21 protein-coding genes and 1 pseudogene are annotated in these 23,431 nt (G+C 59.2%); 20 read left to right on the top strand and 2 right to left on the bottom strand.

Translation table 11 applies throughout. The features are described 5' to 3' along the window. Window position 1: 1 nt before the first annotated feature. The 9 genes and pseudogenes from waaC to AB4N42_RS00345 all read left to right on the top strand — a co-directional run bounded on the left by waaC (window position 2) and on the right by AB4N42_RS00345 (window position 10,196). The gene (gene waaC / locus AB4N42_RS00385; RefSeq protein WP_030140215.1) at window positions 2-1,060 is read left to right on the top strand and encodes a lipopolysaccharide heptosyltransferase I; all 1,059 of its coding nucleotides are present in this window, start codon (window positions 2-4) and stop codon (window positions 1,058-1,060) included. After that, complete coding sequence (locus AB4N42_RS00380) at window positions 1,060-2,181, top strand: glycosyltransferase family 4 protein (RefSeq protein ID WP_030140214.1); 1,122 nt, start codon at window positions 1,060-1,062, stop codon at window positions 2,179-2,181. The genes waaC and AB4N42_RS00380 overlap by 1 nt, the downstream gene beginning before the upstream one ends. Further along, window positions 2,181-2,987 carry a lipopolysaccharide core heptose(I) kinase RfaP gene (gene rfaP / locus AB4N42_RS00375; protein ID WP_460115705.1) on the top strand — a complete coding sequence of 269 codons (807 nt, stop codon included), beginning with the start codon at window positions 2,181-2,183 and terminating at the stop codon, window positions 2,985-2,987. The genes AB4N42_RS00380 and rfaP overlap by 1 nt, the downstream gene beginning before the upstream one ends. Beyond that, window positions 2,987-3,721: a lipopolysaccharide kinase InaA family protein gene (locus tag AB4N42_RS00370; RefSeq protein ID WP_460115704.1), complete on the top strand. Its 735-nt coding sequence runs from the start codon at window positions 2,987-2,989 to the stop codon at window positions 3,719-3,721. Before rfaP ends, AB4N42_RS00370 begins: the two co-directional genes overlap by 1 nt. Continuing rightward, entirely contained in the window at window positions 3,718-4,470 is a 753-nt protein-coding gene (locus AB4N42_RS00365; RefSeq protein WP_030140211.1) for a lipopolysaccharide kinase InaA family protein, read from the top strand. The genes AB4N42_RS00370 and AB4N42_RS00365 overlap by 4 nt, the downstream gene beginning before the upstream one ends. Next, window positions 4,470-5,930, top strand: a complete 1,461-nt coding sequence (locus tag AB4N42_RS00360) for a lipopolysaccharide kinase InaA family protein (RefSeq protein ID WP_460115702.1) — start codon at window positions 4,470-4,472, stop codon at window positions 5,928-5,930. The genes AB4N42_RS00365 and AB4N42_RS00360 overlap by 1 nt, the downstream gene beginning before the upstream one ends. 337 nt (window positions 5,931-6,267) lie before the next feature. Continuing rightward, window positions 6,268-8,016, top strand: a complete 1,749-nt coding sequence (locus tag AB4N42_RS00355; RefSeq protein WP_030140209.1) for a carbamoyltransferase family protein — start codon at window positions 6,268-6,270, stop codon at window positions 8,014-8,016. Further along, window positions 8,009-8,913, top strand: a pseudogene (locus AB4N42_RS00350) (glycosyltransferase family 2 protein). The gene AB4N42_RS00355 and the pseudogene AB4N42_RS00350 overlap by 8 nt, the downstream one beginning before the upstream one ends. After that, entirely contained in the window at window positions 8,910-10,196 is a 1,287-nt protein-coding gene (locus AB4N42_RS00345) for a capsule biosynthesis protein (protein ID WP_198797234.1), read from the top strand. The pseudogene AB4N42_RS00350 and the gene AB4N42_RS00345 overlap by 4 nt, the downstream one beginning before the upstream one ends. Window positions 10,197-10,213: 17 nt before the next feature. Here the strand turns inward: AB4N42_RS00345 and AB4N42_RS00340 are convergent, their stop codons facing one another. After that, on the bottom strand, window positions 10,214-10,846 hold the full coding sequence (locus AB4N42_RS00340) for a phosphotransferase (protein WP_030140206.1): 633 nt from the start codon (window positions 10,844-10,846) through the stop codon (window positions 10,214-10,216). Window positions 10,847-11,022: 176 nt separating this feature from the next. Here AB4N42_RS00340 and AB4N42_RS00335 point away from each other — a divergent pair, with 176 nt between their 5' ends. The 11 genes from AB4N42_RS00335 (at window position 11,023) to AB4N42_RS00285 (ending at window position 22,454) form a co-directional block, all read left to right on the top strand. Further along, window positions 11,023-11,430, top strand: a complete 408-nt coding sequence (locus tag AB4N42_RS00335; protein ID WP_460115701.1) for a hypothetical protein — start codon at window positions 11,023-11,025, stop codon at window positions 11,428-11,430. Further along, window positions 11,427-12,110 carry a capsular polysaccharide export protein, LipB/KpsS family gene (locus tag AB4N42_RS00330; RefSeq protein WP_460115700.1) on the top strand — a complete coding sequence of 228 codons (684 nt, stop codon included), beginning with the start codon at window positions 11,427-11,429 and terminating at the stop codon, window positions 12,108-12,110. Before AB4N42_RS00335 ends, AB4N42_RS00330 begins: the two co-directional genes overlap by 4 nt. 5 nt (window positions 12,111-12,115) lie before the next feature. Further along, window positions 12,116-13,303, top strand: coding sequence for an O-antigen ligase family protein (locus AB4N42_RS00325; RefSeq protein WP_187293325.1), 1,188 nt, complete (start codon window positions 12,116-12,118; stop codon window positions 13,301-13,303). Between the two features lie 127 nt (window positions 13,304-13,430). Continuing rightward, window positions 13,431-15,221 carry a lipid A export permease/ATP-binding protein MsbA gene (msbA, locus tag AB4N42_RS00320; RefSeq protein WP_030140203.1) on the top strand — a complete coding sequence of 597 codons (1,791 nt, stop codon included), beginning with the start codon at window positions 13,431-13,433 and terminating at the stop codon, window positions 15,219-15,221. After that, window positions 15,221-16,117, top strand: coding sequence for a GNAT family N-acetyltransferase (locus AB4N42_RS00315; RefSeq protein ID WP_460116361.1), 897 nt, complete (start codon window positions 15,221-15,223; stop codon window positions 16,115-16,117). Before msbA ends, AB4N42_RS00315 begins: the two co-directional genes overlap by 1 nt. A 35-nt stretch (window positions 16,118-16,152) precedes the next feature. Then, on the top strand, window positions 16,153-17,586 hold the full coding sequence (locus AB4N42_RS00310; protein ID WP_407684280.1) for a PIG-L deacetylase family protein: 1,434 nt from the start codon (window positions 16,153-16,155) through the stop codon (window positions 17,584-17,586). 80 nt (window positions 17,587-17,666) lie between these two features. Further along, window positions 17,667-18,266, top strand: a complete 600-nt coding sequence (cysC, locus tag AB4N42_RS00305) for an adenylyl-sulfate kinase (protein WP_030140200.1) — start codon at window positions 17,667-17,669, stop codon at window positions 18,264-18,266. Between the two features lie 97 nt (window positions 18,267-18,363). Then, entirely contained in the window at window positions 18,364-19,785 is a 1,422-nt protein-coding gene (hldE, locus tag AB4N42_RS00300) for a bifunctional D-glycero-beta-D-manno-heptose-7-phosphate kinase/D-glycero-beta-D-manno-heptose 1-phosphate adenylyltransferase HldE (protein WP_030140199.1), read from the top strand. A gap of 105 nt (window positions 19,786-19,890) precedes the next feature. Beyond that, window positions 19,891-20,865, top strand: a complete 975-nt coding sequence (locus tag AB4N42_RS00295) for a glycosyltransferase (RefSeq protein WP_198797231.1) — start codon at window positions 19,891-19,893, stop codon at window positions 20,863-20,865. Window positions 20,866-20,870: 5 nt separating this feature from the next. Then, the gene (locus AB4N42_RS00290; RefSeq protein WP_030140197.1) at window positions 20,871-21,575 is read left to right on the top strand and encodes a hypothetical protein; all 705 of its coding nucleotides are present in this window, start codon (window positions 20,871-20,873) and stop codon (window positions 21,573-21,575) included. A 72-nt stretch (window positions 21,576-21,647) separates the two neighbouring features. Beyond that, window positions 21,648-22,454 carry a hypothetical protein gene (locus AB4N42_RS00285; RefSeq protein WP_431146414.1) on the top strand — a complete coding sequence of 269 codons (807 nt, stop codon included), beginning with the start codon at window positions 21,648-21,650 and terminating at the stop codon, window positions 22,452-22,454. A gap of 2 nt (window positions 22,455-22,456) precedes the next feature. On the opposite strand, the gene AB4N42_RS00280 is transcribed toward AB4N42_RS00285, so the two are convergent. After that, window positions 22,457-23,422, bottom strand: a complete 966-nt coding sequence (locus tag AB4N42_RS00280; protein ID WP_030140195.1) for a hypothetical protein — start codon at window positions 23,420-23,422, stop codon at window positions 22,457-22,459. Between the last annotated feature and the right edge of the window lie 9 nt (window positions 23,423-23,431).

Here is a 23,431-nt window from a genome sequence, read left to right as displayed (position 1 = left end):
CTTGCGGGTATTGCTGATCAAGACTTCTTCGTTGGGGGACGTGGTCCATACGTTGCCAGCGCTGAGCGATGCGGCGCGGGCTATTCCGGGCATCAAGTTCGATTGGGTGGTGGAAGAAGGCTTCGCCGAAATTCCCACCTGGCACCCGGCCGTGGGCAAGGTCATTCCAGTGGCGATACGGCGCTGGCGCAAGAACCTCTGGCAAACCATCAAGAGTGGCGAATGGCGGCGTTTCAAGCAGAGCATGCGCGCCGACAAATACGACCTGGTGATCGATGCCCAGGGCCTGTTGAAAAGCGCCTGGCTGACTCGCTACGTCAAGGCGCCGGTCGCCGGCCTGGATAAAGACTCGGCTCGCGAACCCTTGGCGGCGCGTTTCTATTCGCGGCGCCTGGCGGTGGCCCGTGGTCAGCATGCGGTGGAGCGCGTGCGTCAGTTATTCGCCCTGGCGCTGGGCTATGACTTGCCGCAAACCCAGGGTAACTATGGCCTCGACATCGACCGCCTGGTGGAATTGCCACGGCCCTATCCCTACGTGGTATTCCTGCACGGCACGACGTGGGAGTCCAAGCACTGGCCCGAGCTTTACTGGCGCCAGCTCACCGAGCGCATGGGCCAGTTCGGCGTCGTGGTGAAACTGCCCTGGGGCAGCCCGGCCGAGAAGGCCCGGGCCGAGCGCATTGCCAATGGGCTGCGCAATGCCCTGGTATTGCCGAAGTTGAACCTCGGCGGCATGGGCAAGGTGCTCGCCGGCGCCCAGGCTTGCGTGGCGGTGGACACCGGTCTTGGCCATCTGGCCGCGGCCCTCGACGTGCCGACCATTTCTCTGCTTGGCCCGACCAATCCGGTGCTCACCGGCGCCTATGGCAAGGGCCAGATTCACCTCGCCAGTGATTTCCCTTGCGCGCCCTGCATGCAGAAGCAATGCACTTATCCACCCACCGCCGAGGATGCCCGGCGGTTCGACCTGAAACGCGAGCAGCCCCTGTGCTTCACGCGTCTGAATCCCGAGCGTGTCGCCAGCCACCTGAGCACGTTATTGGCTGAGGAGCCGCGCTGATGCAATTGGCTTTTGTCCTTTACAAATATTTCCCTTTCGGCGGCCTGCAGCGTGACTTCATGCGCATCGCCCTGGAGTGCCAGCGGCGCGGTCACCAGATCCGCGTCTACACGCTGATCTGGGAAGGCGACGTGCCGCCCGGCTTCGAAGTGCTGGTGGCGCCGGTCAAGGCGTTGTTCAATCATCGCCGCAACGAGAAACTCAGCGCGTGGATGGAAGCGGACCTGGCCAAGCGCCCGGTGGACCGCTTGATCGGCTTCAACAAGATGCCCGGCCTGGACGTGTACTACGCCGCCGATGGCTGCTTCGAAGACAAGGCGCAAAACCTGCGCAATTCGTTGTACCGGCGCTGGGGCCGCTACCGGCATTTCGCCGAGTACGAGCGGGCGGTGTTCGCCAAGGACGCCAAGACCGACGTGCTGATGATCTCCGAAGTCCAGCAACCGCTGTTCATCAAGCACTACGGCACGCCGCTGGAACGTTTTCACCTGCTGCCGCCAGGCATCGCCCAGGACCGCCGCCGGCCTGCCGACGCTGACGAAATCCGTGCCGCGTTCCGGGCCGAATTCGAGCTGGCCGACGACGACCTGTTGCTGGTGCAGATCGGTTCCGGGTTCAAGACCAAGGGCGTGGATCGCAGCCTCAAGGCCCTGGCCGCGTTGCCCGCGCAATTGAGAAAACGCACCCGACTGTTTGTAATTGGCCAGGACGACCCCAAAGTATTCCAACTGCAGAGCGCCGCGCTGGGTCTGGGTGACAACGTGCGGTTCCTCAAGGGGCGCAGTGACATCCCGCGTTTCCTGCTGGGCGCCGACCTGTTGATCCATCCGGCGTACAACGAAAACACCGGCACTGTCTTGCTTGAAGCGCTGGTGGCCGGATTGCCGGTGCTGGTCAGCGCAGTGTGTGGGTACGCCCACTACATCGCCGAGGCCGACAGTGGCCTGGTGCTGGACGAGCCGTTCGAACAAGCGCAGCTCACCGAGTACCTGGGGCGGATGTTGAGTGATGCCGATGCCCGGGCAACCTGGAGTCGCAACGGTCTGGCCTTCGCCGAGACGGCCGACCTCTACAGCATGCCGCAGCACGCGGCCGATGTGATATTGGCGGAGCACGCTTGATGAAATTGATGCTGGCCGAACCGTTCAAGAGCCTTTGGGCCGGACGCGATGCGTTCGCCGAAGTCGAAGCGCTCCAGGGCGAGGTCTACCGTGAGCTCGAAGCCCGGCGCACCCTGCGCACGGAGGTGGACGGTCGCGGCTTTTTCGTGAAGATCCACCGTGGCATTGGCTGGGGCGAGATCTTCAAGAACTTGCTGACCGCCAAGCTGCCGGTGCTCGGTGCGGGCCAGGAATGGAAGGCCATCCAGCGCCTGCAAGAAGTCGGCGTGCCGACCATGACGGCCGTCGCCTACGGCGAGAAGGGCAGCAATCCGGCGGACCAGCATTCATTTATCATCACCGAAGAGCTGGCGCCGACCATCAGCCTTGAAGATTTCAGCATCGAGTGGGTCAAGCAAGCGCCGCCGCCCAAGCTCAAGCGCGCCCTGATCGCCGAAGTGGCGCGCATGACCGGCATGATGCACCGCGTCGGCGTTAACCACCGTGACTGCTATATCTGCCACTTCCTGCTGCACACCGACAAGCCGGTGACGCCCGAGGATTTCAAGCTCTCGGTGATCGACTTGCACCGCGCCCAGACCCGCCCGGCCATTACCACCCGTTGGCGTAACAAGGACCTGGCGGCCCTGTATTTCTCGGCGTTGGACATTGGCCTGACCCGCCGCGACAAGCTGCGTTTCCTCAAGGGCTATTTCCAGCAGCCGCTGCGCCAGGTCCTGGCTGAAGAGGCTTCGTTGCTGGCGTGGCTCGAAGGCAAGGCCAACAAGCTGTATGACCGCAAGCAGCGGTACGGGGATGCGCTCTGATGTCGGGTTGGAACCTGGAGCCGGCCTACGCTGAACTGGCGCAGGATTTCGGCAGCCTCGATGCGGTATTTGCCCTGCAGGGAGAGCGTCTGACCCGCGATCCACTGTCGGAGGTGATCCGCATACAGCGCAACGGCGTGAACTATTACGTCAAGCGCTACGTCGGTGTCGGCAAAGGCTTGCGGCGCTACCTGGGCAAGCCCCGGGTCAAGTCCGAGTGGCAGAACCTCAAGCGATTCGCCAAGTGGGGGATTCCCACGGCCGAGATTGTTGCCTGGGGCCTTGAGCGACGTGGCGCGGCGTACGATCGCGGGGCAATGATCACCCGTGAGCTGCCTCGAACCGAAGATCTTTCAGCGCTGGCTAATCGGCGCGATCCGCGCCTGGGCGACCGCGCCTGGGTCGATGGTGTCAGCCGTCAACTGGCCGGTTATACCCGGATCATGCACGATCACCGCTTCACCCATAACGACCTGAAGTGGCGCAATCTGCTGATCGACGACCAGTCGCGGCTGTTCCTGATCGATTGCCCGAACGGCGATTTCTGGCGCGGCTTCTGGCTCAAGTACCGGATTACCAAAGACCTGGCCTGCCTTGACAAGGTTGCCAAGCGCCACCTGTCGAGCACCCAGCGCCTGCGCTTCTACCTGCAATACCGCCAGCGTGACCGGCTCGATGCGTGTGACAAAAAACGCATCCGCCATGTAGTGAGATTTTTTGAGGGACGTGAATGACTGATTTCCTGGCCGCTGAAGACCGGGCGTTGCTTGCACGTCATGGCCTGGACAGCTTCGAGGCCCTTTGGTCGCGAGAACTGGACGCCGTCGATGAGCCCAATACCGCAGGCGGCGGCTGGAGCAGTGTGTTCCGGCTGGAGCTCGAAGGGCAGGGCTATTACCTCAAGCGCCAGAGCAATTACCTGACCCGGACCTTTTCGCACCCTTTTGGCGAGCCCAGTTTTTCCAGGGAGTTTCGCAACATCAGCCGGTATCGCCAGTTGGGGATTCCGGCGTTGCAGGCGGTGTTCTATGGCCAGCGCAAGGTACATGGCGAAGTGCGAGCGGTCTTGCTGACCCGTGCCCTGGATGGCTGGGACGACCTGGACTCGCTGTTGCAACGCTGGCCAAGCCTGACGGCAGAGCAGCGCTCCACAGTCCTCAACGCTTGCGGGCAGTTGGCGCGGCGCCTACACGGCATGCATCAGGTGCATGGCTGCTTCTATCCCAAGCACATCTTCCTGCAAGCCACTGCCGACGGTTATCAGGCGCAATTGATCGACCTCGAAAAGACTCGGCCGCTGCTGTTTGGCCAGCGTGATCGAGTCAAGGACCTGGAGCCTTTGCTGCGCCGGGCCAGGATCTGGAGCGAAGAAGATGTCCGCCAGTTGCTGTCTACGTATCTGGACCAGCCCCTTGGCGGTGCGCTGGTGGATCAATGGATGACCCGGTTGAGGGCTCGACGCACCCATAAGGAGGCCCGCTGATGCATTTGTCGGAATTGAAAAGCGCCGGTCGCAGCCCTAGCCTGCCCCTGAGCGTGGAGCTGGCCGATGCCGCCGGTCCGGCGCGTTTGCAATTGCTTTCACTGTTGCGAGTGTTGCCGGGCCAACGTTACGTCGGTGCCGGTATCTGGCGTGGTCGGCCGGTGCTGGCCAAGTTGCTGGTGGGCAGCAAGGCGCCCCGGCACTTCCAGCGTGAACTGCAAGGCGTTCGCCTCCTGGCGGAGCAGGGACTGACGACGCCGCTGCTGCTGGCCGATGGCTTGAAGGAGGGCGAGGGTGGCTGGCTGCTGTTCGAGCTGCTGGAGGACGCCGAAAGCCTCGGTGACGCCTGGAAACAGGTCGAGCACCTTCCAATGTTGGCGGACGAGCAAACGGCAGTGTTGGCCGAGGCCCTGGGTGCGATTGCGCAACTCCACGGCAAGGGCCTGTGGCAAGAAGACTTGCATCTGGACAACCTGCTGCGCCACGGCGGCAAGCTCTATCTGATCGATGGCGCCGGTATTCGCGCCGAAACCCCGGGGCAGCCGTTGTCGCGGCAGAAGGTATTGGAGAACCTCGGGGTGTTCTTCGCCCAGCTTCCCAAATCCATCGAGCCGTTCAATGAAGAACTGCTGGTGTATTACCTGTTGGGCAACGCCGAACACGCCTTGCCCATGGAGGCGCTGCAAAAACAGATCGATAAAGTGCACGCATGGCGGCTGAAAGATTTTCTCGAAAAGGTCGGGCGCGAGTGCAGCCTGTTCAGCGTACAGCGCGGACCGTTCGGGCTGCGAGCGATCCGCCGTGATGAAGAGGTCGCGATGGTCCCGGTGCTGGAACAGGCCGATGCACTGCTCGACCGGGGCCATCTGTACAAGACGGGCGGCGCGGCCAGTGTCGGCAAGGTCGAGTCGAATGGTCGCACCCTGGTGATCAAGCGCTACAACATCAAGAACTTCGCCCATTGGCTCAAGCGCTTCTGGCGTCCAAGTCGCGCCTGGCATTCCTGGCGCGAAGGGCATCGACTGGCTTTCCTCGGCATCGCCACGCCCAAGCCGCTGGCGCTGCTGGAAAAGCGTTTCCTCTGGCTGCGCCGAGGGGCTTACCTGGTGACCGAGCACCTGTCGGGCCCGGACATCATTGAACGCTTCGGCCCTTACGTGGAGAACGGTGAAGCTCCCGAGACTGAGTTGCTGGCGCTGGATCGCTTGTTCGCCGACCTGATCCGCGAGCGCATCAGTCACGGCGACTTCAAGGGGCACAACCTGTTCTGGCAAGACGATCGCTGGGCGCTGATCGACCTCGACTCGATGTGCCAACACCGCAGCCAGTCCAGCTTCGCCCAGGCCTATGCCCGGGATCGGGCGCGGTTTATGCGCAATTGGCCGCAGGACAGTGCGTTGTATCGCGTGATCGATGAGCGCTTGCCCAAGGCAGTCGATAACACGTCGGCTATCGTGTAACCGATCACTGTGGCGAGGGAGCTTGCTCCCGCTGGGCTGCGCCTGTAGGAGCTGTCGAGCGAAGCTAGGCTGCGATCTTTCCCCAGGCACTTGAGTCTCAAGCGAAAGATCAAGAGATCGTCCGAACGCGGCCCGAGCCTTCGCCAGCTCCTACAGAGCCGAGCGGGAGCAAGCTCCCTCGCCACGGACCGTGTAAACCCTACGACTCATCGCTAGAGGCTTAAGGCCGCATTTACGCTATAATCCCGCCCTTTAGCTGCCCCGCACCCCTAGGTGCGCGGCACATTCATTTTCGCGGCGCTTGTCGCCCGTATGCAGACATAAGAGGCTAGACCCTGTGGCATTGACGATTCTTGGCCTGTCCGGCGCCCTTAGCCATGATCCTTCCGCAGCGCTGTACATTGACGGCAAGCTGATCGCGGCGGCCGAGGAAGAGCGCTTCGTACGCGATAAACATGCAAAGAACCGCATGCCCTACGAGTCGGCGAAGTTCTGTCTGGAACAGGCCGGCATCAAGCCTTCCGATGTCGATGTGGTGGCGATCCCGTTTGCCCCGATCAGTCTGTTCGGCGAAGCTCGCTGGCACTACGCCAAGCGTTACTGGTACGCACCGGACCGCGCCCTCGATGCGATCCTGATGGGCAACCGTCGCTACAAGCGCTATCGCCGCAAGATCGTCTGGTGCCTGGAGCAACTGGGCTTCGATCCGAAAAAGATCAAGATCGAGCCGGTCGAGCACCACTTGGCCCACGCCTCCAGTGCCTATCATTGCTCGGGCTTCCAGGAAAAAACCGCGATCCTGGGCATCGATGGCAAGGGCGAATACGCCACGACCTTCTTTGGCTACGGTGAAAACGGCAAGATCCACAAGATCAAGGAATTCTTCGATCCGGACTCCCTGGGTGGCCTGTACGGCGCGATCACTGAGTTCCTCGGTTTTGAAATGCTCGACGGCGAATTCAAGGTCATGGGCATGGCGCCTTATGGCGACGCCACCAAGTACGATTTCTCGCGCCTGGCTTCGTTCGAAAACGGCGAATTGGTGATCAACACCGACTACGCCAACGTGATCGGCCTGCGCCGCTATAAAGAGAAAGGCAAGGGCTTCTACTTCTCGCCGAAGCTGATCGAATGGCTCGGCCCGAAACGTGAAGGCGACATCGCCGACGAGCCGTACATTCACTACGCGGCGAGCATGCAGGCGCTGTTCGAGAAGCTCGCATTGCAGATGATCGACCACTACCTGGGCGACGTGCTCAAGGAAACCGGCAAGCTGGCCTTCGCCGGTGGCTGTGCGTTGAACGTCAAGCTGAACCAGAAAATCATCGCCCGTGATGACGTCAAGGAGCTGTTCGTGCAACCGGCTTCCGGAGACGCCGGTACGGCGGTAGGCGCGGCGGCTTATGTGTCCCATGCCCGTGGCGTGCCGGTGGAGAAGATGGAACACGTCTACCTCGGCCCGGCCTACAGCAACGAAGACGTGATCGCCGCGTGCGCCCGCCATCCGAGCAAGCCTGAGTGGCGCAAGATCGACAACACCCCCGAGCGCATTGCCAAGATCATGGTCGACGGCAACCCGGTGGCCTGGTTCCAGGGCCGCATGGAGTTTGGTCCGCGTGCCTTGGGCGGTCGTTCGATCATCGGTTGCCCGAGCGCCAGCGGCGTGGCCGATCGTATCAACGAGCAGATCAAGTTCCGCGAGCGCTGGAGGCCTTTCTGCCCGTCGATGCTCGACACCGTCGCACCGCAGATGATCAAGGTCGATCACCCGGCACCGTTCATGACCTTCACCTTCGAAGTCGCCGAAGAATGGAAGACCCGCGTGCCGGAAGTCGTCCACGAAGACGGCACCTCCCGGGCCCAGGTGCTCAAGCGCGAATACAACCCGCGCTACTACGACATGATGAAGGCCCTGGAAGTCCTGACCGGCAACGGCGTGTCGCTGAACACCTCGCTCAACCGTCGCGGCGAACCGATGATCTGCTCGCCGACCGACGCGCTGAACATGTTCTTCGGTTCGGACCTGCAGTACCTGATCATGGAAGACATTCTGGTGGTCAAAGACGGCGTGGATGTTTATGACTGAGATGTTGGTCAGTGTCATCATTCCAGCTTACAACTACGCCGAGACATTGCCGCGAGCGGTGAATTCTGTCATTGCGCAGTTGGGCGAAGCCCAGGCAGAGCTGCTGGTGATCGACGATGGCTCCACTGATGCGACGCCTCAAGTTGTAGAGCAGTTGCTGGTCGAGCATGCCGGGGCCTTTCGAGCCCTGCGCAAACCCAACGGTGGTCTGTCGTCGGTGCGGAACCGTGGGATCGAGGAAGCCCGGGGCCAGTACCTGATCTTCCTTGATGCGGATGATGAGATGGCGCCGGGCGCGCTGGCGGCTGTGGCCCGGCATGTCGCCGATAATCCCGAGAGTCGTTTGATTATTGGCGGCCACTGGTCGGTGTTCTCCGACGGTCGTCGCGTCCAGCACAGCGCCACGCCCTTGCCGGTGACGCCGCGTGAACGTGTTCGTGGCTATCTGCTGGAAAAGACGGTGTCGCTGTCCAACGGAGCCTGCGTCATGCACCGCGAGGTGTTCGGGCCAGGCAATTATCCTTTGCACCTGCGTAACGTCGAAGATATACCTGTATTTGCCCAAGTGCTGGCGCGCTTTCCATGTTCCACATTGGATCAGCCGCTCGCGCTGATCCACAAGCATGATGACAGCATGCGACATGACCTCAAGCAAAGCCTGGCTGCGGGGGTGGAGATGGTGGACGAGGTGTTTGCTCCTGCGCGGATGTCGGCGGAGTTGCAGGACCTGCGTCAGGCCTTTACCGCCCAGCGCTGCCTGTCCTTGTTCCGCGACTGCTATAGCGCTGGGGACTACGTTCGCGCAAAGGCTTTTTATGCCCGGGCCGTACGTACCAACTTTTTTCGATCATGCGCTGGTCCTACACGCGTAAGGCCGTCCGGTTGTTGTTCAAGTGAGCGCTTCGAGTCCTGATCACGCTGCCTTCCAGGCCGACGACAGCTGGGCTCGAAAGGCTCGTGAGCTGGACCTCTATCGCTGGAAATTGTTGCGTCAGCGTCATGGTCGCCTTGGCAGTTTGTTGCGGCTGTCTCGTGATGTGATGGTCGACACGGTGGTCGGACTGCGTGCGAAGGCATGCTTGAGAGATTCGGTAGACGCCACGCCCTGTGAAGTGCTGCTGCTGCATTCGGCGCCAAAATCCATGGCGTTGCAGCGCAAGAATATCCTGATCGATGCACTGCGCAAGCGAGGATGCCGGTTGACGGAGGCTGCGCTTCGATCTCCCTCGCATGCTTGTAGCGAACGCATGCTTTTGGCTCCGCCACAGTCCGTGCCGCTACGTTATCTGGTCTATGCCGCCCACGCCCAGTGGCTGGTGACGACGTATCAACCAAAAGTGCTGATCAACGAGCGCAATGGCAGTCTCCATGCGCCGTTCCTGCGTCTTGCATTGGCTGCGCGTGGCGCCCGGTTGCTGCATCTGGCCCACGCGACGACGCTGGAATCCTCTCGTCGTCTGGGAATGAATGACTACGATTACTACGGGGTCTTTGGCCGTAGTTCATTGGTGGCGTTGCAAGAGCGGACGTTGCGGTTTGGCGAGTCGACGGTGGTGCTGCTCGGTTCGTACCTTGCCGATGAAACTTATGATTTGCCTGTTGCGGATCCAGCGATCAAGACGTTATTGATCCTGGGGGTCGGGCCGGACCGCGAGAAGGAGTCCGGTTATCAAGAAACCTATCGGCTACTGCGTGAGTGGGCTGGGCGCAATCCTCACTACCGTGTGCTGTTCAAGCGCCATCCGCGCAGCAAGGCTCAATTCTGGAGCGATGCAGCTACACGTTTCTCCAATATCGAGCTACTGGATATCAATCAATCATTGGCCCAGGCTCTGGCGCGGGCTAGCGTTGTGGTCAATATCATGTCCAATGCCGGCATAGAAGCCGGTTTGGCTGGTCGGCCGGTCATCTACGTAAATGCGGGCAGTGATGAGGATATTTTTGCTCACGCCTTGTTTTTCGGACCGCAGGTGCGTGACGAGGGGGCTTTCTCTCATCAGTTGCAAGCGCTCGAGCGCAATTATCCAGAGTCCGTGGAAAAGGCCCGAGGTTTCGCCGATTACCATTTGGTCTACGGCTCCCAAGGGCTGGCAAAAACCGTCGAGCTGATCGAAGGCTTGCTGCAAGGCGTGAATCCCGAGCGAAAGTTCGAAACCTTCAGATTGCCCGCTGCCGGTTGACATCGATTTTCGGCAAATCAGATGTTGAGCGCCGTTCTAAGCTCCAGTTCACTGCACGTCTGTTGGTGACTAAGGTAGTGCTGCAGAAACTGGTCGTCGCGCAGTAGCCATTCGCGGTCTTGGCGATAGCGCAGCATATGCTTGAAATTGCGTAGGCGCAGGCCTTTGCGCAATGGTCTGCCATAGCTGCGCAGGTCAGCTATATCAATCAAACCCAAAGAGTTTTCCGGCGTCAGCACGACGTTCCCCAGGTGCGCCGAGCGAAAATAGATACCGCTCTGATGCAGGCGTGCCATGAACTCACCAAGTTGTGCGCGAAGATTGCCAAGGTCGTCGCTGCCCAGCAACTGACGAAGCGTGCTGCCGGGCAGAGGGTCGTAATGGACTGCGTCACGCTCAATTGAGGGAATGCGATAGACGTGGCGAATTTGCGGACATTCGATGCCGCGCCCCTGCAAAATCTGGCAGTTGTCGGCGAAGCGCTTGGCGTAGGGCGACCACAGTGCGGAGGTCAGCAGCCGCTTGCGGCGAAACAGCTTGAACATCGAACCATCAGCCAAGCGCAGCACTTTATCCCCCTGGCGGTCAGCTTCGAGGACATCGGCACCTTCACGCAGGCTGAGGTAAACAGTATGGTCGAGCGTTTGCATCAAGGCTCCGGGGCTTGGCCCGATGGGATGGGCAGCCGCATATGTTAACGCAGTGTGCGGGCTGCAAAAACCGCTGTGGTATAGTCGCGCCAATTTTCCAAGATGCTCGCTCTGTGTAAGGGCCTGCATGGCGCCGTCTTTCTGGAAATTCCATGACAAAAACGCTGTTCATTTCCTTGGCCAAGCATCAAGGCCTCTATTTCAATCGCTTGCTCAGCGAAACCGAATTACAGGGAAAAGTCGTCACTCCCCAACAAATGCCTTGGCCAAGGTCTCTGCTGATCTCCAGGGTCGTTTCGCGCATCGATTGGTCGAGCTTGATCCAGGAAAAATGCGAGGAGCGTCGAGTCAAGAACAAGTACGACGGCCTTCTGTATCGCTTGCTGTTACGCCTCGAACTTTTTTGGATGGCACTGCGCGCCCAGGCTTTGCTTGATCAGGAACGTCCTGATGTATTGGCGTTCTGGAACGGTTCTCATCGTTATTGCCGATTGTTGGTGGCGCTCGCGCCGACGGGCTGCAGGACGTTTTTTTCGAGAATGGTTTGTTGCCCGATACAACGACGGTGGACCCGCGTGGCGTGAACTATCTGAATGCGGTTCCGCGCGAAGCCGATTTCTACCTCAATTACCCGCATTCGGTACCAGAGGACCAGGCGCCAGCGGTGCTGATTCCCCGTGCGCCTCGTACTACCGGCCCGGCACCGATTGCGCTGCCTGGGCAGTTTATATTCATTCCCTTCCAGGATGATCGAGACAGCCAGGTTCGACTGTTCTCTCCGTGGATCAGGAATATGCGCGAGATGTTTGCGCTGGGCGAGCGCCTGGTCAAAGAGACTGGCCTGACGGTAGTTTTCAAGGAGCATCCGTCCAGCCGCGAGACGTATCCCGAGCTGCACGAGCGCTGTCATGAGCGCCTGCTCTTCGCCAATGGCAATGCCACACAGCAACTGATCGAAGCCTGCCAGTTCGTGATTACCATCAATTCGACCGTGGGGCTGGAAAGCTTGTTGTTGGGCAAGCCCGTGCTCACGCTGGGCCAGGCTTTTTTCAACATCGAGGGCCTGGTGATGCATGCCGACAACGCTGAGCGGGTGTTGGAACTGTCTCGTGCATTTCCCAAGTGGCCGCTCGATGAGCGTTTGCGGCGCAACTTTCTCCACTACCTTTCCGAGCACTACTGTATCAAGGGTGGTTGGAAGAATGCGGATAGAGCCCAGCTTCAACGAGTTACGGATCGGATATTGAGTAAAGTTGGATGCTGAGGAATATGAAAAGATTGATCGATAAGGATGTCTTGGTGGCATGGGCATCCATTGGTTTTCTGGTTCTGCTCTGTGGGGCGTGGGTCCTGCCGAGCAATAAAATGTATCACCAGATGTTGATTGTCCTGCTGTGGCTGCCCGCCTTGCTGGCGTTGTTCCATCGGGATTTCAGGCTGCTGTTCAAGCAGCCGGAGTGGGCGCTTTTTGCATTATTCATGGCTTGGACGTTATTGGTCTTGTTGGTTGAGGGCGGTGACAGCGGTTTCGGCAAGGCGAAAGTTACGCTCTACGTGACGCTGACGCTGTTCGGCATTTTGCTGGCGGCACAGAACAGTAAATGGCGGCTCGAATCGATGTTGTTGTATGCGTCGATCCTGGGCGGTTTTTTTGCTTTGGCCTCCTGGATCTATTTCTATGAGTTTGCCGCTCAGCCTTTTAGCGCACGAGTGCTTGCCATTGGCGTATGGAACACCGCCATTCCGGCCGCGCATGCGGTGGGGGCGCTCGCAATCATTGGCATTTTTACGATGCAGACCAAACGTTTCAGTCCTTTGGCAATGATGCTGTTGGTCATTCCTTTCCTGGGATATGCGATGTTTTTGGGCTTCAATCAGACACGCGGTGTATGGGTAGGCTTGGCCGCGGGTTTGTTGGTAACAGGCGTGGCCAGGCCGTCGAGGCTGACCGGAGCGTTGATCTTTCTAGGCATTGCCGGGGTCGCATTCATCGCTGTATTCAAACCCGAGATTCTATTGCAACGCGGAATTTCCTATCGGCCACAACTGTGGGGCGCTGGTGTTCGATTGATAGTGGAGCATTGGGCGACAGGGTTGGGCTTCCATGAATATTTAATTCCAATTCCTGAAATCTCGCAGTCATTCAAGCATCCCCACAACCTTTTTCTGGATACCGGTGTACGTCTCGGTGTTCCTGGGCTGATATTGTTTTGTTCGCTCTGGCTGGCTGCTGGCTGGCGTGGTTGGGTTTCACGCGCGCAGCCGCTGGGTCAAGTGTTGCTGATACTCTGGGTTTTCTCCGGCACGTCATTGCTGACAGATGGCATTGGCCTATGGCTCAAACCTAACGCGGATTGGTTCATCACGTGGCTGCCAATTGCGTTGAGCATTGTATTGGCTGCTCGTGGTACTCCCGAAATCAGCAGTTCCACCCGGAGCATTCCTGCTGCTGGCTGACGGGGCGGCGCGGTGAAGAAGTCCCTCCGCATGTTCCGCCCTTCGTCCTGTGCGGGCCGATTTAGTCGTTGGTTCGCTGTTACAATCCGCAGCCTGTCTGTCTTTTCAAACGTGCGAGGCGCACCGAATGGCCAATTCCGACCAGCAATCGAGCATGAAGATCTATCTGCGATTGCTGAAATACGTACTCCCGTATTGGGGCGCTTTCGCCGTCAGTATTGTTGGCTTCGTGTTGTTCGCATCCAGCCAGCCGATGCTGGCGGACATGCTCAAGCATTTTCTCGATGCGCTACAAAAGCCAAATGACACCCAGTTCATGGGGGTCTCGCTAGTACTGGGTGTTCCGCTATTGATAGTGCTGATTGCGGTCTACCAGGGCGTCGGTTCATTTCTTGGCAATTACTACCTCGCCAAGGTCGCCCGGGGCGTGGTCCATGACTTGCGTTGTGCGTTGTTCGACAACCTGCTGACTTTGCCCAATCGTTATTTTGACAACCATAACTCTGGCCATCTGATTTCCCGCATTACCTACAACGTGACCATGGTCACCGGTGCCGCTACCGATGCCATCAAGGTAGTCATCCGAGAAGGCCTGACCGTGGTGTTTCTGTTCGGCTACCTGCTCTACAGCAACTGGAAAATGACTTTGGTGTTGTTGGCGATATTGCCGGTCATTGCCGTCCTGGTGAGCAGTGCCAGCAAAAAATTCCGCAAGCAAAGCAAGAAAATCCAGGTGGCGATGGGCGATGTGACACACGTGGCTTCGGAAACCATTCAAGGCTATCGGGTGGTACGCAGCTTCGGCGGCGAACACTACGAAATCGAACGGTTTCATAAGGCCAGCGCGGATAACATGAACCGCAGCCTGGGCATGACCCGTACTCAATCGATCTACACGCCGATGTTGCAGTTGGTGATCTACATCGGCATGGCGGTATTGATGTACCTGGTGCTTTACCTGCGTGGCGATGCCTCGGCGGGAGAACTGGTTGCCTACATAACTGCCGCCGGGTTGCTGCCTAAGCCTATCCGTCAATTATCGGAGGTCAGCGCCACGATTCAAAAAGGGCTGGCGGCGGCGGAGAGCATTTTCGAGCAACTCGACGAAGAACCGGAAGTCGATACGGGTACCCAGGAAATAGCCAGGATCAATGGCCGCTTGGAAGTACGCAACCTGAGCTTCCAATACCCTGGCACGGAAAAGCTTGTGCTCGACGATGTTTCCTTTACTGCCGAAGAGGGCCAGATGGTCGCATTGGTTGGGCGCTCGGGCAGCGGCAAATCGACACTTGCCAATCTGATCCCGCGCTTCTACCACCATGACAAGGGCCAGATACTGCTGGACGGAGTGGATGTCGAGCAATACAGACTGACCAACCTGCGCCGCCATATCGCCCTGGTAAATCAACAGGTGACGCTGTTCAACGACACTGTTACCAATAATATCGCCTATGGCGACCTGGCCGGCGCACCGTTTGAAGACGTATGCAAGGCAGCTGAAGACGCTTATGCGGCCGAGTTCATCGTGCAGATGCCTCAGGGGTATGACACTTTGGTGGGTGAGAACGGAGTCTTGCTTTCGGGTGGCCAGCGCCAACGTCTGGCGATTGCCCGGGCTTTGCTCAAGAATGCTCCGCTGCTGATTCTTGATGAGGCGACGTCGGCCCTGGACACTGAGTCCGAGCGCCATATCCAGGCAGCCCTGGACCAGGTGATGAAGGGCCGTACCACCCTGGTAATTGCCCACCGGTTGTCCACCATTGAAAAGGCCGATCTTATTCTCCTGATGGATAAAGGCCGTATTGTCGAGCGAGGCACACATGCCGAGCTGTTGGCATTGAACGGCTTTTACGCACGCCTGCACGAAAAGGATTTTGTCGAGGAAACTGACGAGGCGGCGAAGGAGTCCTTCGTTTGATCCTGAGTCATTGGCGGACCTGGCGAGAAAGCGGTTGGACACCCATAGACGCTGCGGCTTACGCCCGAGCCTGGCATGAGTTCGGCGGCAGCGTGGCGACACACCCTGATGTGGTCGAACGCCTGGCCGGGTTGGTGGGTATCGCGGTGCGTTACCTTGGATGGTTTGCCAACGGCCAACTGTGTGCCGCCATGCCAACGTGGGGCCGTCATGTTGCGCTATCAAAGGATGTGCTCAAGCGTGAAGGCAAGCGGGGCATGCTCGATCTTGGCAATGCCGAGGTCATCCTGCCCATCCGTGAAGACGCCCAGATTCGCCTGCGGCACCGCATGCGCTATGTATCGGAACTCAATGCCCCACTGGTTCTCGGCCTCGCTGAGCAGTCCGAAGGCCTGGCACTGGCGCGGGAGCCTGAGGAGTACAGCAAGAAGTTCCGTTATAACCAGCGTCGTGAGCAGCGCTTGCTTGAGGATGCCGGTGGCATTATCCGGTCGATACTGGAGTTGTCCGCCAGTGAACAGGCCGCCGTTTATGCCGACTTGTTCCAGCGTCGATGGAATTTCGAGGCGCCTGGCAAGACGCATCTGGCCGAGGTGTTTAGCCTGATGCGTGAGTTCATGACCGGATCGCTGATCTACCTGAATGACGAGCCGGTGGCCATCCAGATTCTCTATAGGGTCGAGGCGCCCAAGTGGGTCAGCCTTGAATATATCAACGGCGGGGTTCACCCGCAGAGTCGCGAGTTCAGCCCTGGCAGCGTACTCAGTTACGTCAATACCCAGGCCGAGTGGGAGCATGCCCGGGCGCTTGGGAAGCCGTTGCGTTACTCGTTCGGCCGTGCCGATCGTGAATACAAGGACCGATGGTGCAAGCGGGTTCCGGTCTATCAGGTTTGACCAAAGACACAACCCATGAGCGAGAGAGACAAACCGTGAGCGCACGCAAGCAGCAATTGCTAAAACGTCATCGTCAACGCAAGCGCCTGCTGCTGGTTGGCGTATTGTTGGCAGCGTTGCTGCTTGGCTATACGGTGTCGTGGTGGTCGCTCGTGGTGTTTCTTGCGGTGGGCTGGGTTGCGCACGAGGCCTGGCTCTCCGACCATCTGTTCTATGCCCCCGGTGATGACTATCGCTATGAGTTTCCGGCGGGCACTCCGCAATTTCCTGTCACGCTGAGGGAAGGTTGCCTGCAAGTCGCGGGGGCGTTCGATACTCATCAGACACTGGTCTTGCAGGTACGGGTAAAAAGCAGCTGGTTGGGGCATTTTCTTGATCCCCAGGTTCTGATCGGTGATGACCGTCAGGACTTGGAGAGGGGGGTTGGCGCAGAGCGCTTTCTCAACCTGACCGGGCAAGGGCAGGCACTGGCGTCCGGAACCCTGGCGCTACGCGGTCGTTTTTGCAAAGTTGCGCCACAGGCTACGTTGCATGTCCTGAGCAACCCGGATTTCGCCCAGCAGCGTTTGCTGATCGTCGCACCACATGCCGACGATGCCGAACTGGCGGCCTTCGGGCTATACAGCCGCGCGCCAGAGGTCGCTATCGTTACACTCACCCAAGGAGAGATCGAGGCTGAGCGTTATCGCGATATGGGCCTGGACCCTGCGCAAGCCGCTCGTCTCAAGGGGCGCTTGCGCAGTTGGGACAGCCTGGCGGTGCCTTTATGGGGCGGGGTGGCACAACAGCAATGTGTTCAGTTGGGCTACTACTGCCTGCAATTGGATGCCATGGCGAAGGCACCGGCCCAGAGCTTCGGTTCGCTGGAGTCGGGCGAGAACGATATCCGCGAAGTCCGTCGATTCAATGCCCTGAGCCTGCCGGGTGACGTTGATGGCATGCCCACATGGCGTAACCTGGTGGCCGACCTGACTCACCTGCTCGAACATCATCGACCCGAGGTGGTACTCACGCCGCATCCAGAGCTGGACCCCCACAGCGACCACATCGCGGGCACGCGGGCGTTGATGGAGGCGATCGAACTCAGCGCCTGGCGGCCGCAGACATTACTGCTCTATGCCAACCACCTGCACGACAACGACCGTTGGCCAATGGGCCCGGCGGGTTATGGCATCGCGCTGCCACCCGCCATCGAGCCTTTGCCGGCCGATGGGTTGTGGAGCCCTTTGCTGGATGCTTCCGTGCGCATGGACAAGGCTATGGCACTGGGGATGCAACATGACCTGCAGGGCCGTCCTCCGTTCAAGCGCCGCTTGCGCCGCACCATCCAGCGGTTGCTAGCCGGGCGCCACTGGCCTCGTACCGGAGAGGACGAGTTCTTTCGAAAGTCGGTTCGCCGGCACGAACTCTTCTGGGTTCGGCGTTTGGGTATGTCACCGCAGGACGACGGCCAGACCCGCCGCCCTTGATTCGTTGAGCTGGCTGAATCAGCCTGTGCTTTACTTCTGAGCAATCGGTAAGTACGGGAGGTGCTTGATTCATGGAACGAATGTCAAAAACGGCGTCCATTCAAAAACAGAATCCGGCTCACGCGTTGACGATCTCCCCGCAGGCTCGGGCCGCGATCAAATTCCAACAACCGCGATGCATCTGGTTGACTGGCCTTTCCGGGGCAGGGAAGTCGACCCTGGCCAATGCATTGGATGTGCGGTTGCACGAGCAGGGCTTTCACACCTGCCTGCTTGACGGTGACAACCTGCGCCAGGGGTTGTGCAGCGACCTCGGCATGACGCCTGAAGCGCGCAAGGAAAATATCCGACGCATCGCCGAAGTCGCGCGGCTGATGGTGGACGCCGGGCTGGTTGTTATTGTCGCGGCCATTTCGCCCTATCGAGCCGATCGTGAGGCCGCGCGACATTTGTTTCCTGAGGGATCCTTCTTTGAAGTCTATGTCAGCACCCCCTTCGAGGTGTGTGCTCGGCGTGACCCCAAGGGCCTCTATCGAGAGGCGCGTGCCGGACGGCTGAAAAATTTCACTGGCCTCGACAGCCCATATGAAGCTCCGGTGGCACCTGATTGCGATATCGACACCGGCGACCTGGAACTGAGCGAGGCTTGCGAGCGGTTATGGGCATCGGTACAGCCCTGACCCAACAATCTGTCACATCCGGCTACAGCCATGGACGAGCCTTCTCCAGCCCTGTGCTAATATCCCCGCCCTGTTCATTTTGTATGTGGAATGCTCCATGAAGTTGTCCATGCCGCGATTCGATCAAGCCCCTGTATTGGTGGTCGGCGATGTCATGCTCGACCGCTACTGGCATGGCGGTACATCACGGATTTCCCCCGAGGCCCCGGTACCGGTGGTCAGGGTCGAGCACATCGAGGATCGCCCCGGCGGTGCCGCCAACGTTGCCCTGAACATCGCCGCACTCGGTGCGCCGGCGTCGTTGGTGGGCGTGACCGGTGATGACGAGGCTGCCGAGAGCCTGGCCAACAGCCTCAAGGGCGCGGGTGTTCGGGCGATTTTCCAGCGCATTGCGCATCAGCCAACCATCGTCAAGCTCCGAGTCATCAGTCGTCACCAGCAATTGCTGCGCATCGATTTCGAAGAACCGTTCGCCACCGATCCGCTGTCCCTCGGTGCCGAGGTCGATAGCCTGCTCGAAGGGATCAAGGTCCTGGTGTTGTCGGACTACGGCAAAGGTGCGTTGAAGAACCATCAGGTGCTGATCCAGGCTGCTCGTGCCCGTGGCATTCCGGTGTTGGCCGATCCCAAGGGCAAGGACTTTTCCATTTATCGTGGCGCCAGCCTGATCACGCCGAACCTCAGCGAGTTCGAGGCCATCGTCGGCGGTTGCGCTGATGAACACGAGTTGGTGAGCAAGGGCGCGCAGTTGATGCACGACCTCGAACTGGGGGCGTTGCTGGTCACCCGAGGCGAGCATGGCATGACGCTGCTACGGCCTGATCACCCGGCTCTGCACTTGCCGGCCCGAGCCCGTGAAGTGTTTGACGTGACGGGCGCCGGCGACACCGTGATTTCCACGCTCGCGGCCGCCATCGCTGCCGGCGAAGAACTGCCCCATGCAGTAGCCCTGGCGAACCTGGCCGCCGGTATCGTTGTCGGTAAACTCGGTACGGCTGCTATCAGCGCGCCTGAGCTGCGTCGCGCCATTCAACGTGAAGAAGGGTCCGAGCGGGGTGTGTTGGGTCTTGAGCAACTGCTGCTGGCGGTTGACGACGCCCGTGCCCACAACGAAAGAATCGTGTTCACCAACGGTTGCTTCGATATTCTCCATGCAGGCCACGTGACCTATCTCGAACAAGCCAGGGCACAGGGCGATCGCTTGATCGTCGCGGTCAATGACGATGCATCCGTGAGTCGCCTGAAGGGACCGGGGCGCCCAATCAACAGCGTCGACCGACGCATGGCGGTCCTGGCCGGCCTTGGCGCGGTGGACTGGGTGATCAGCTTCAGCGAAGGCACGCCGGAAAACCTGCTGTCCCAGGTCAAGCCGGATGTGCTGGTCAAGGGCGGTGACTATGGGATTGATCAGGTCGTGGGTGCGAACATCGTCACGGCCTACGGTGGCACCGTGAAGGTATTGGGACTGGTGGAAAACAGTTCGACAACGGCTATTGTCGAGAAGATTCGCAGCCACTGAATCTTCTTGCCTTCCGGGAGGTCCTACATGGCAAGTTTCGACCATTGGGGTCGAGCTTGCCCCCCCCCCCGGCTCTGGTTGTTTCAGTCTTTGGCTTATTAACTTATGAAAGTCATGCTTCTGGTGATGGCTGAACAGCGTGTGATTCTCGACCGCCTGTATCAGGTCGTGCAGGAAAACTGCAACGACTGCACCCTCTATCGCTTGACCAAGCAGCAGCAAAAGAAGCTTGGCCGATTCCTTGTCTCGGCCAATTATCAGGATTTCGACCGGGTGGTGATCTTTTCGCGGGTCAAACGCCTCGCCCCGCAACTTAGCGTATTGAAGTGCATTCCGGGACTGATCTTCCTCGAACACGACGCTTATCAGAACTACATGCGCGAAAGTAAATACTACGGCGTTTATTCGCGCCTATACCGCCGCTTGCCCAGTTGCCGTGCCTTGGTGTCAGGGGCGCTGGTGGCGCGACGGATGCAAGCCGAGAACATCGATGCTGTGTTCGTTTCCAAAGGTTATGACGAACAGATGCTGCACAACACCGGCAGCGTACGGGATATTCCCATTGGTTTTCTCGGCAGCCTCAAAAGCACTGAATATGCGCGACGCCGAGCGTTGCTTGAAGCCTTGGCTCAACGCACCGGTATGCTGGTGACGCGTACTCAGTCAGGCCGCGAGTATCTGGAGACACTCAATCGCATCAAGATTTTTGTCAGCGCCGACCTGGGCATGGGGGAGTTCATGATCAAGAACTTCGAGGCCATGGCCTGTGGTTGCGTGCTGTTGGCTTGGAGCCAGGGCGAGGAAGACAGATTGCTGGGCTTCGAGGACATGGAAAACACCGTCTTCTATCGCTCCGAAGCTGAGGCGGTGGAGAAACTCGAAATGCTGCAGCGTGATCCGGAACTGGCCGCGCGAATCGCCCGCAATGGCCAAGCCTTCGCCGAGCGTCGCTATTCGTTTGCGCGCGTCGGGCAGGCCTTGGCCGAGGAAATCCAGCGTGATATGCGTCCCTGGCAAGCCCCATCGGCGCTCACTCGCGGATGGGTCAAGCTGCGCTATGGCATGAAGGTGCCGGGGTAAGCGACATGGCGGATCGGGTTCCTCGAATCAATGACGAAATGGCGCTCGACAAATTGCCTGGCGGTCATCAATCACTGATGGGGGCCTTGCCCCAGGCGTTGAAGAATTGCTTGGAAAGGGCCGCGCGGGTGGTGCTGGTGGCGAATAACCCAGCCATCACCGCGGCTGACTTCCAGGCACTCGACATCGGCAGTGACGACGTGGTCGTGACGTTCAATACCTGCGTGAAGTCGGCACTGCTCCGTCCGCACAGCGTTAATGTGTTCGTCCATGGCTTCAATGCCCCCGACGCTTATTTCTTCGGCCTGCCCTACAACGCCGAGGTGCAGCGATTGTTCGGCTTGCCCGACGCACGTTGTTTCACAATGTTGGTGGGGTGCACCGGGAATATGTCGCCACTACCGGGCGTGACCTTGTATTGGGAGCGCATGCCATTACCCCCTTTGTGGAACTACCCGGTCGACCGGGAGGGTGGCAAGCGCTATGTAGGCCCTTCGACGGGCTTCAACGCGCTGGTGCTGTTCGATTGGTTGCGCGGCCATGCGGGTTATAACTATCAAATCTTCACCTTGGGTTTCTCCAACGAAGCGGGAAAGTTCTGGAGCGGGCACGCTTGGGAGTACGAGCGACAGTGGCTGCTCGGGGCCGATGTAACCGTTGTGCCGTTGCAACGCTGCCGTTGGTGGCAAAGGTGGTTTCGTCGGCCTTGAGTCGCATTGGCATGACGAGTCGCTTGATGCGATGCCGCCGGGCAATTCTTTTTAACGACAAGGGCAGGACGCGTGTTGAAAGTTGCGCTGGCTTTTTTTGGTATTCCGAGAAACTCGGAAATCTGTTTCCCCTCCATTCAAGAAAACGTCCTGGCGCAGATTCCTGCCGGGAGCGAAGTGCAGTGTTTTTATCACCTGTACAAAATGGATGAAGTCCGCAATCCGCGCTCGGGGGAGCAAGGTGAACTGAAAGCGGACAATTACGCACCGTTCACCACCATGACCGGTCGCCTGGAGTCCACCGAAGGTGTCCTGGAGCGTTGGGACTTCGAGCGGGTCAAGGCCTTGGGCGATACCTGGGGAGATGAGCATGCGTCGCTCAGGAATCTGATCTACCAGCTCAATTCCTTGAATACCGTGACTGCCATGATGGAGCCGTTCGATCCGGATTTCGTCGTGTTTGTGCGTCCCGACAACTTCTACCATACAGCGCTGCCCGCTTATATTTTTGCCCACCCCGACGCGCGCCGATTGAATGCCTACATACCGGATTGGCAATGGTGGGGAGGCTTGAATGACCGCTTTGCTGTGTGTGGGCGCGATGCCTACCGGGCCTATGGCAAGCGGATCGAACGCATTTTCGATTTTTGCAAGGCTACGGGCAGGAAACTGCATTCCGAACGGCTGCTCAAATACGCGTTGCAACAAGCACAGGTGAAAGTCTGCACACTGGCGACCACGGCATCACGGGTACGAATCGATGGGACCTTCGCCGAAGAATCATTCTCGCCCAAGCGCGGCATGGGGAAGCGAGAGAATCGTTATTTTCACCTGTTTGCGCAGTGGCGCACGTATTGGGATAAACGACGCTCCGCTTGACGTTATTTATGCAGTGTCCCGCGAACCATGCGCATCAGGCCCATGGCCTTCTTGTGCAAGTTGGTCAGGCCTTGGCGACGAGGCGTGTGTACTTCCAAGCCCTGTTTCACGAGCCAATCCTTCCAGCGGATGCGTTCGTCGCGTACCACCCAACCCTCCTGGCTGGCGAAGCTTTCGGCCAAGTGCAGGCCCCGGGTGCTTGCCGCAACCAGACGATCACGTTTAAGGGTGTAGAGCTCACCGATCGGCTTGCCGTTTTCAAGTGGCATCAGGTACAGATCGGGGCGCTTGCGGTCCAGGCGCGCCACCAGTTGATCGCCTTCCAATCGTTCATCGACATGAAACAGGCTCAGGGACTTGGCTTCCTTGGGCACGTCCAGGCGCAAGTCATAAATCAGTTGCAGCGATGCCGTCGGCAAATGCACATAGGCCCGTGGGCGTTCGATCAGTTGCAGGTTGGCGCAGCGCACCGGGCGGGCCGAGCCGGATAGCGGAGCCAGGCGAAACGGCAAGGCTTCGCGATAATGCAGCGCACTCGAATAAGGCGCGGGCAGCCAGGTGTCGTTGAAGCGTCCGCCGAGCCAACCTTCCGGTGTTTCCAGCAGGCATTCTTCGGCTATTTCGTTGATGGCGGTGAGCAGCGGCAGGTTCAACTCATGGGCGGGGACGTAACCGGAGATCAGCTTGAGTACCACGTCGCCGCGATCTTGGCGACGCTGGCGCACCAGTACCCAATATTCGCGGTTCTGCCAATGCAAGGTCAGGCGCACCGAGACGCCCAGGTTCGCCAGTTCGAGGGAAAAACGTTCCGCATCGGCCACCGCTACAGGGCGGCGACGCTGTAAGGTCTGGGCGAAATTCAACGGCATTCCGATGCTCTGGTAGGTCAGGCCTTCGGGTGTCGCTTCGACGAACAGGGGCAGGGTCTTGAAGTTGCTTGGATTTTTCCTGATGAGCGTACGCGGCATGTCAGCTCC

This window comes from Pseudomonas sp. H2_D02 (genome assembly GCF_054677635.1).
Note: the sequence above shows the minus strand (reverse complement) of the source record. Positions and strands in the feature narration are given on the sequence as shown.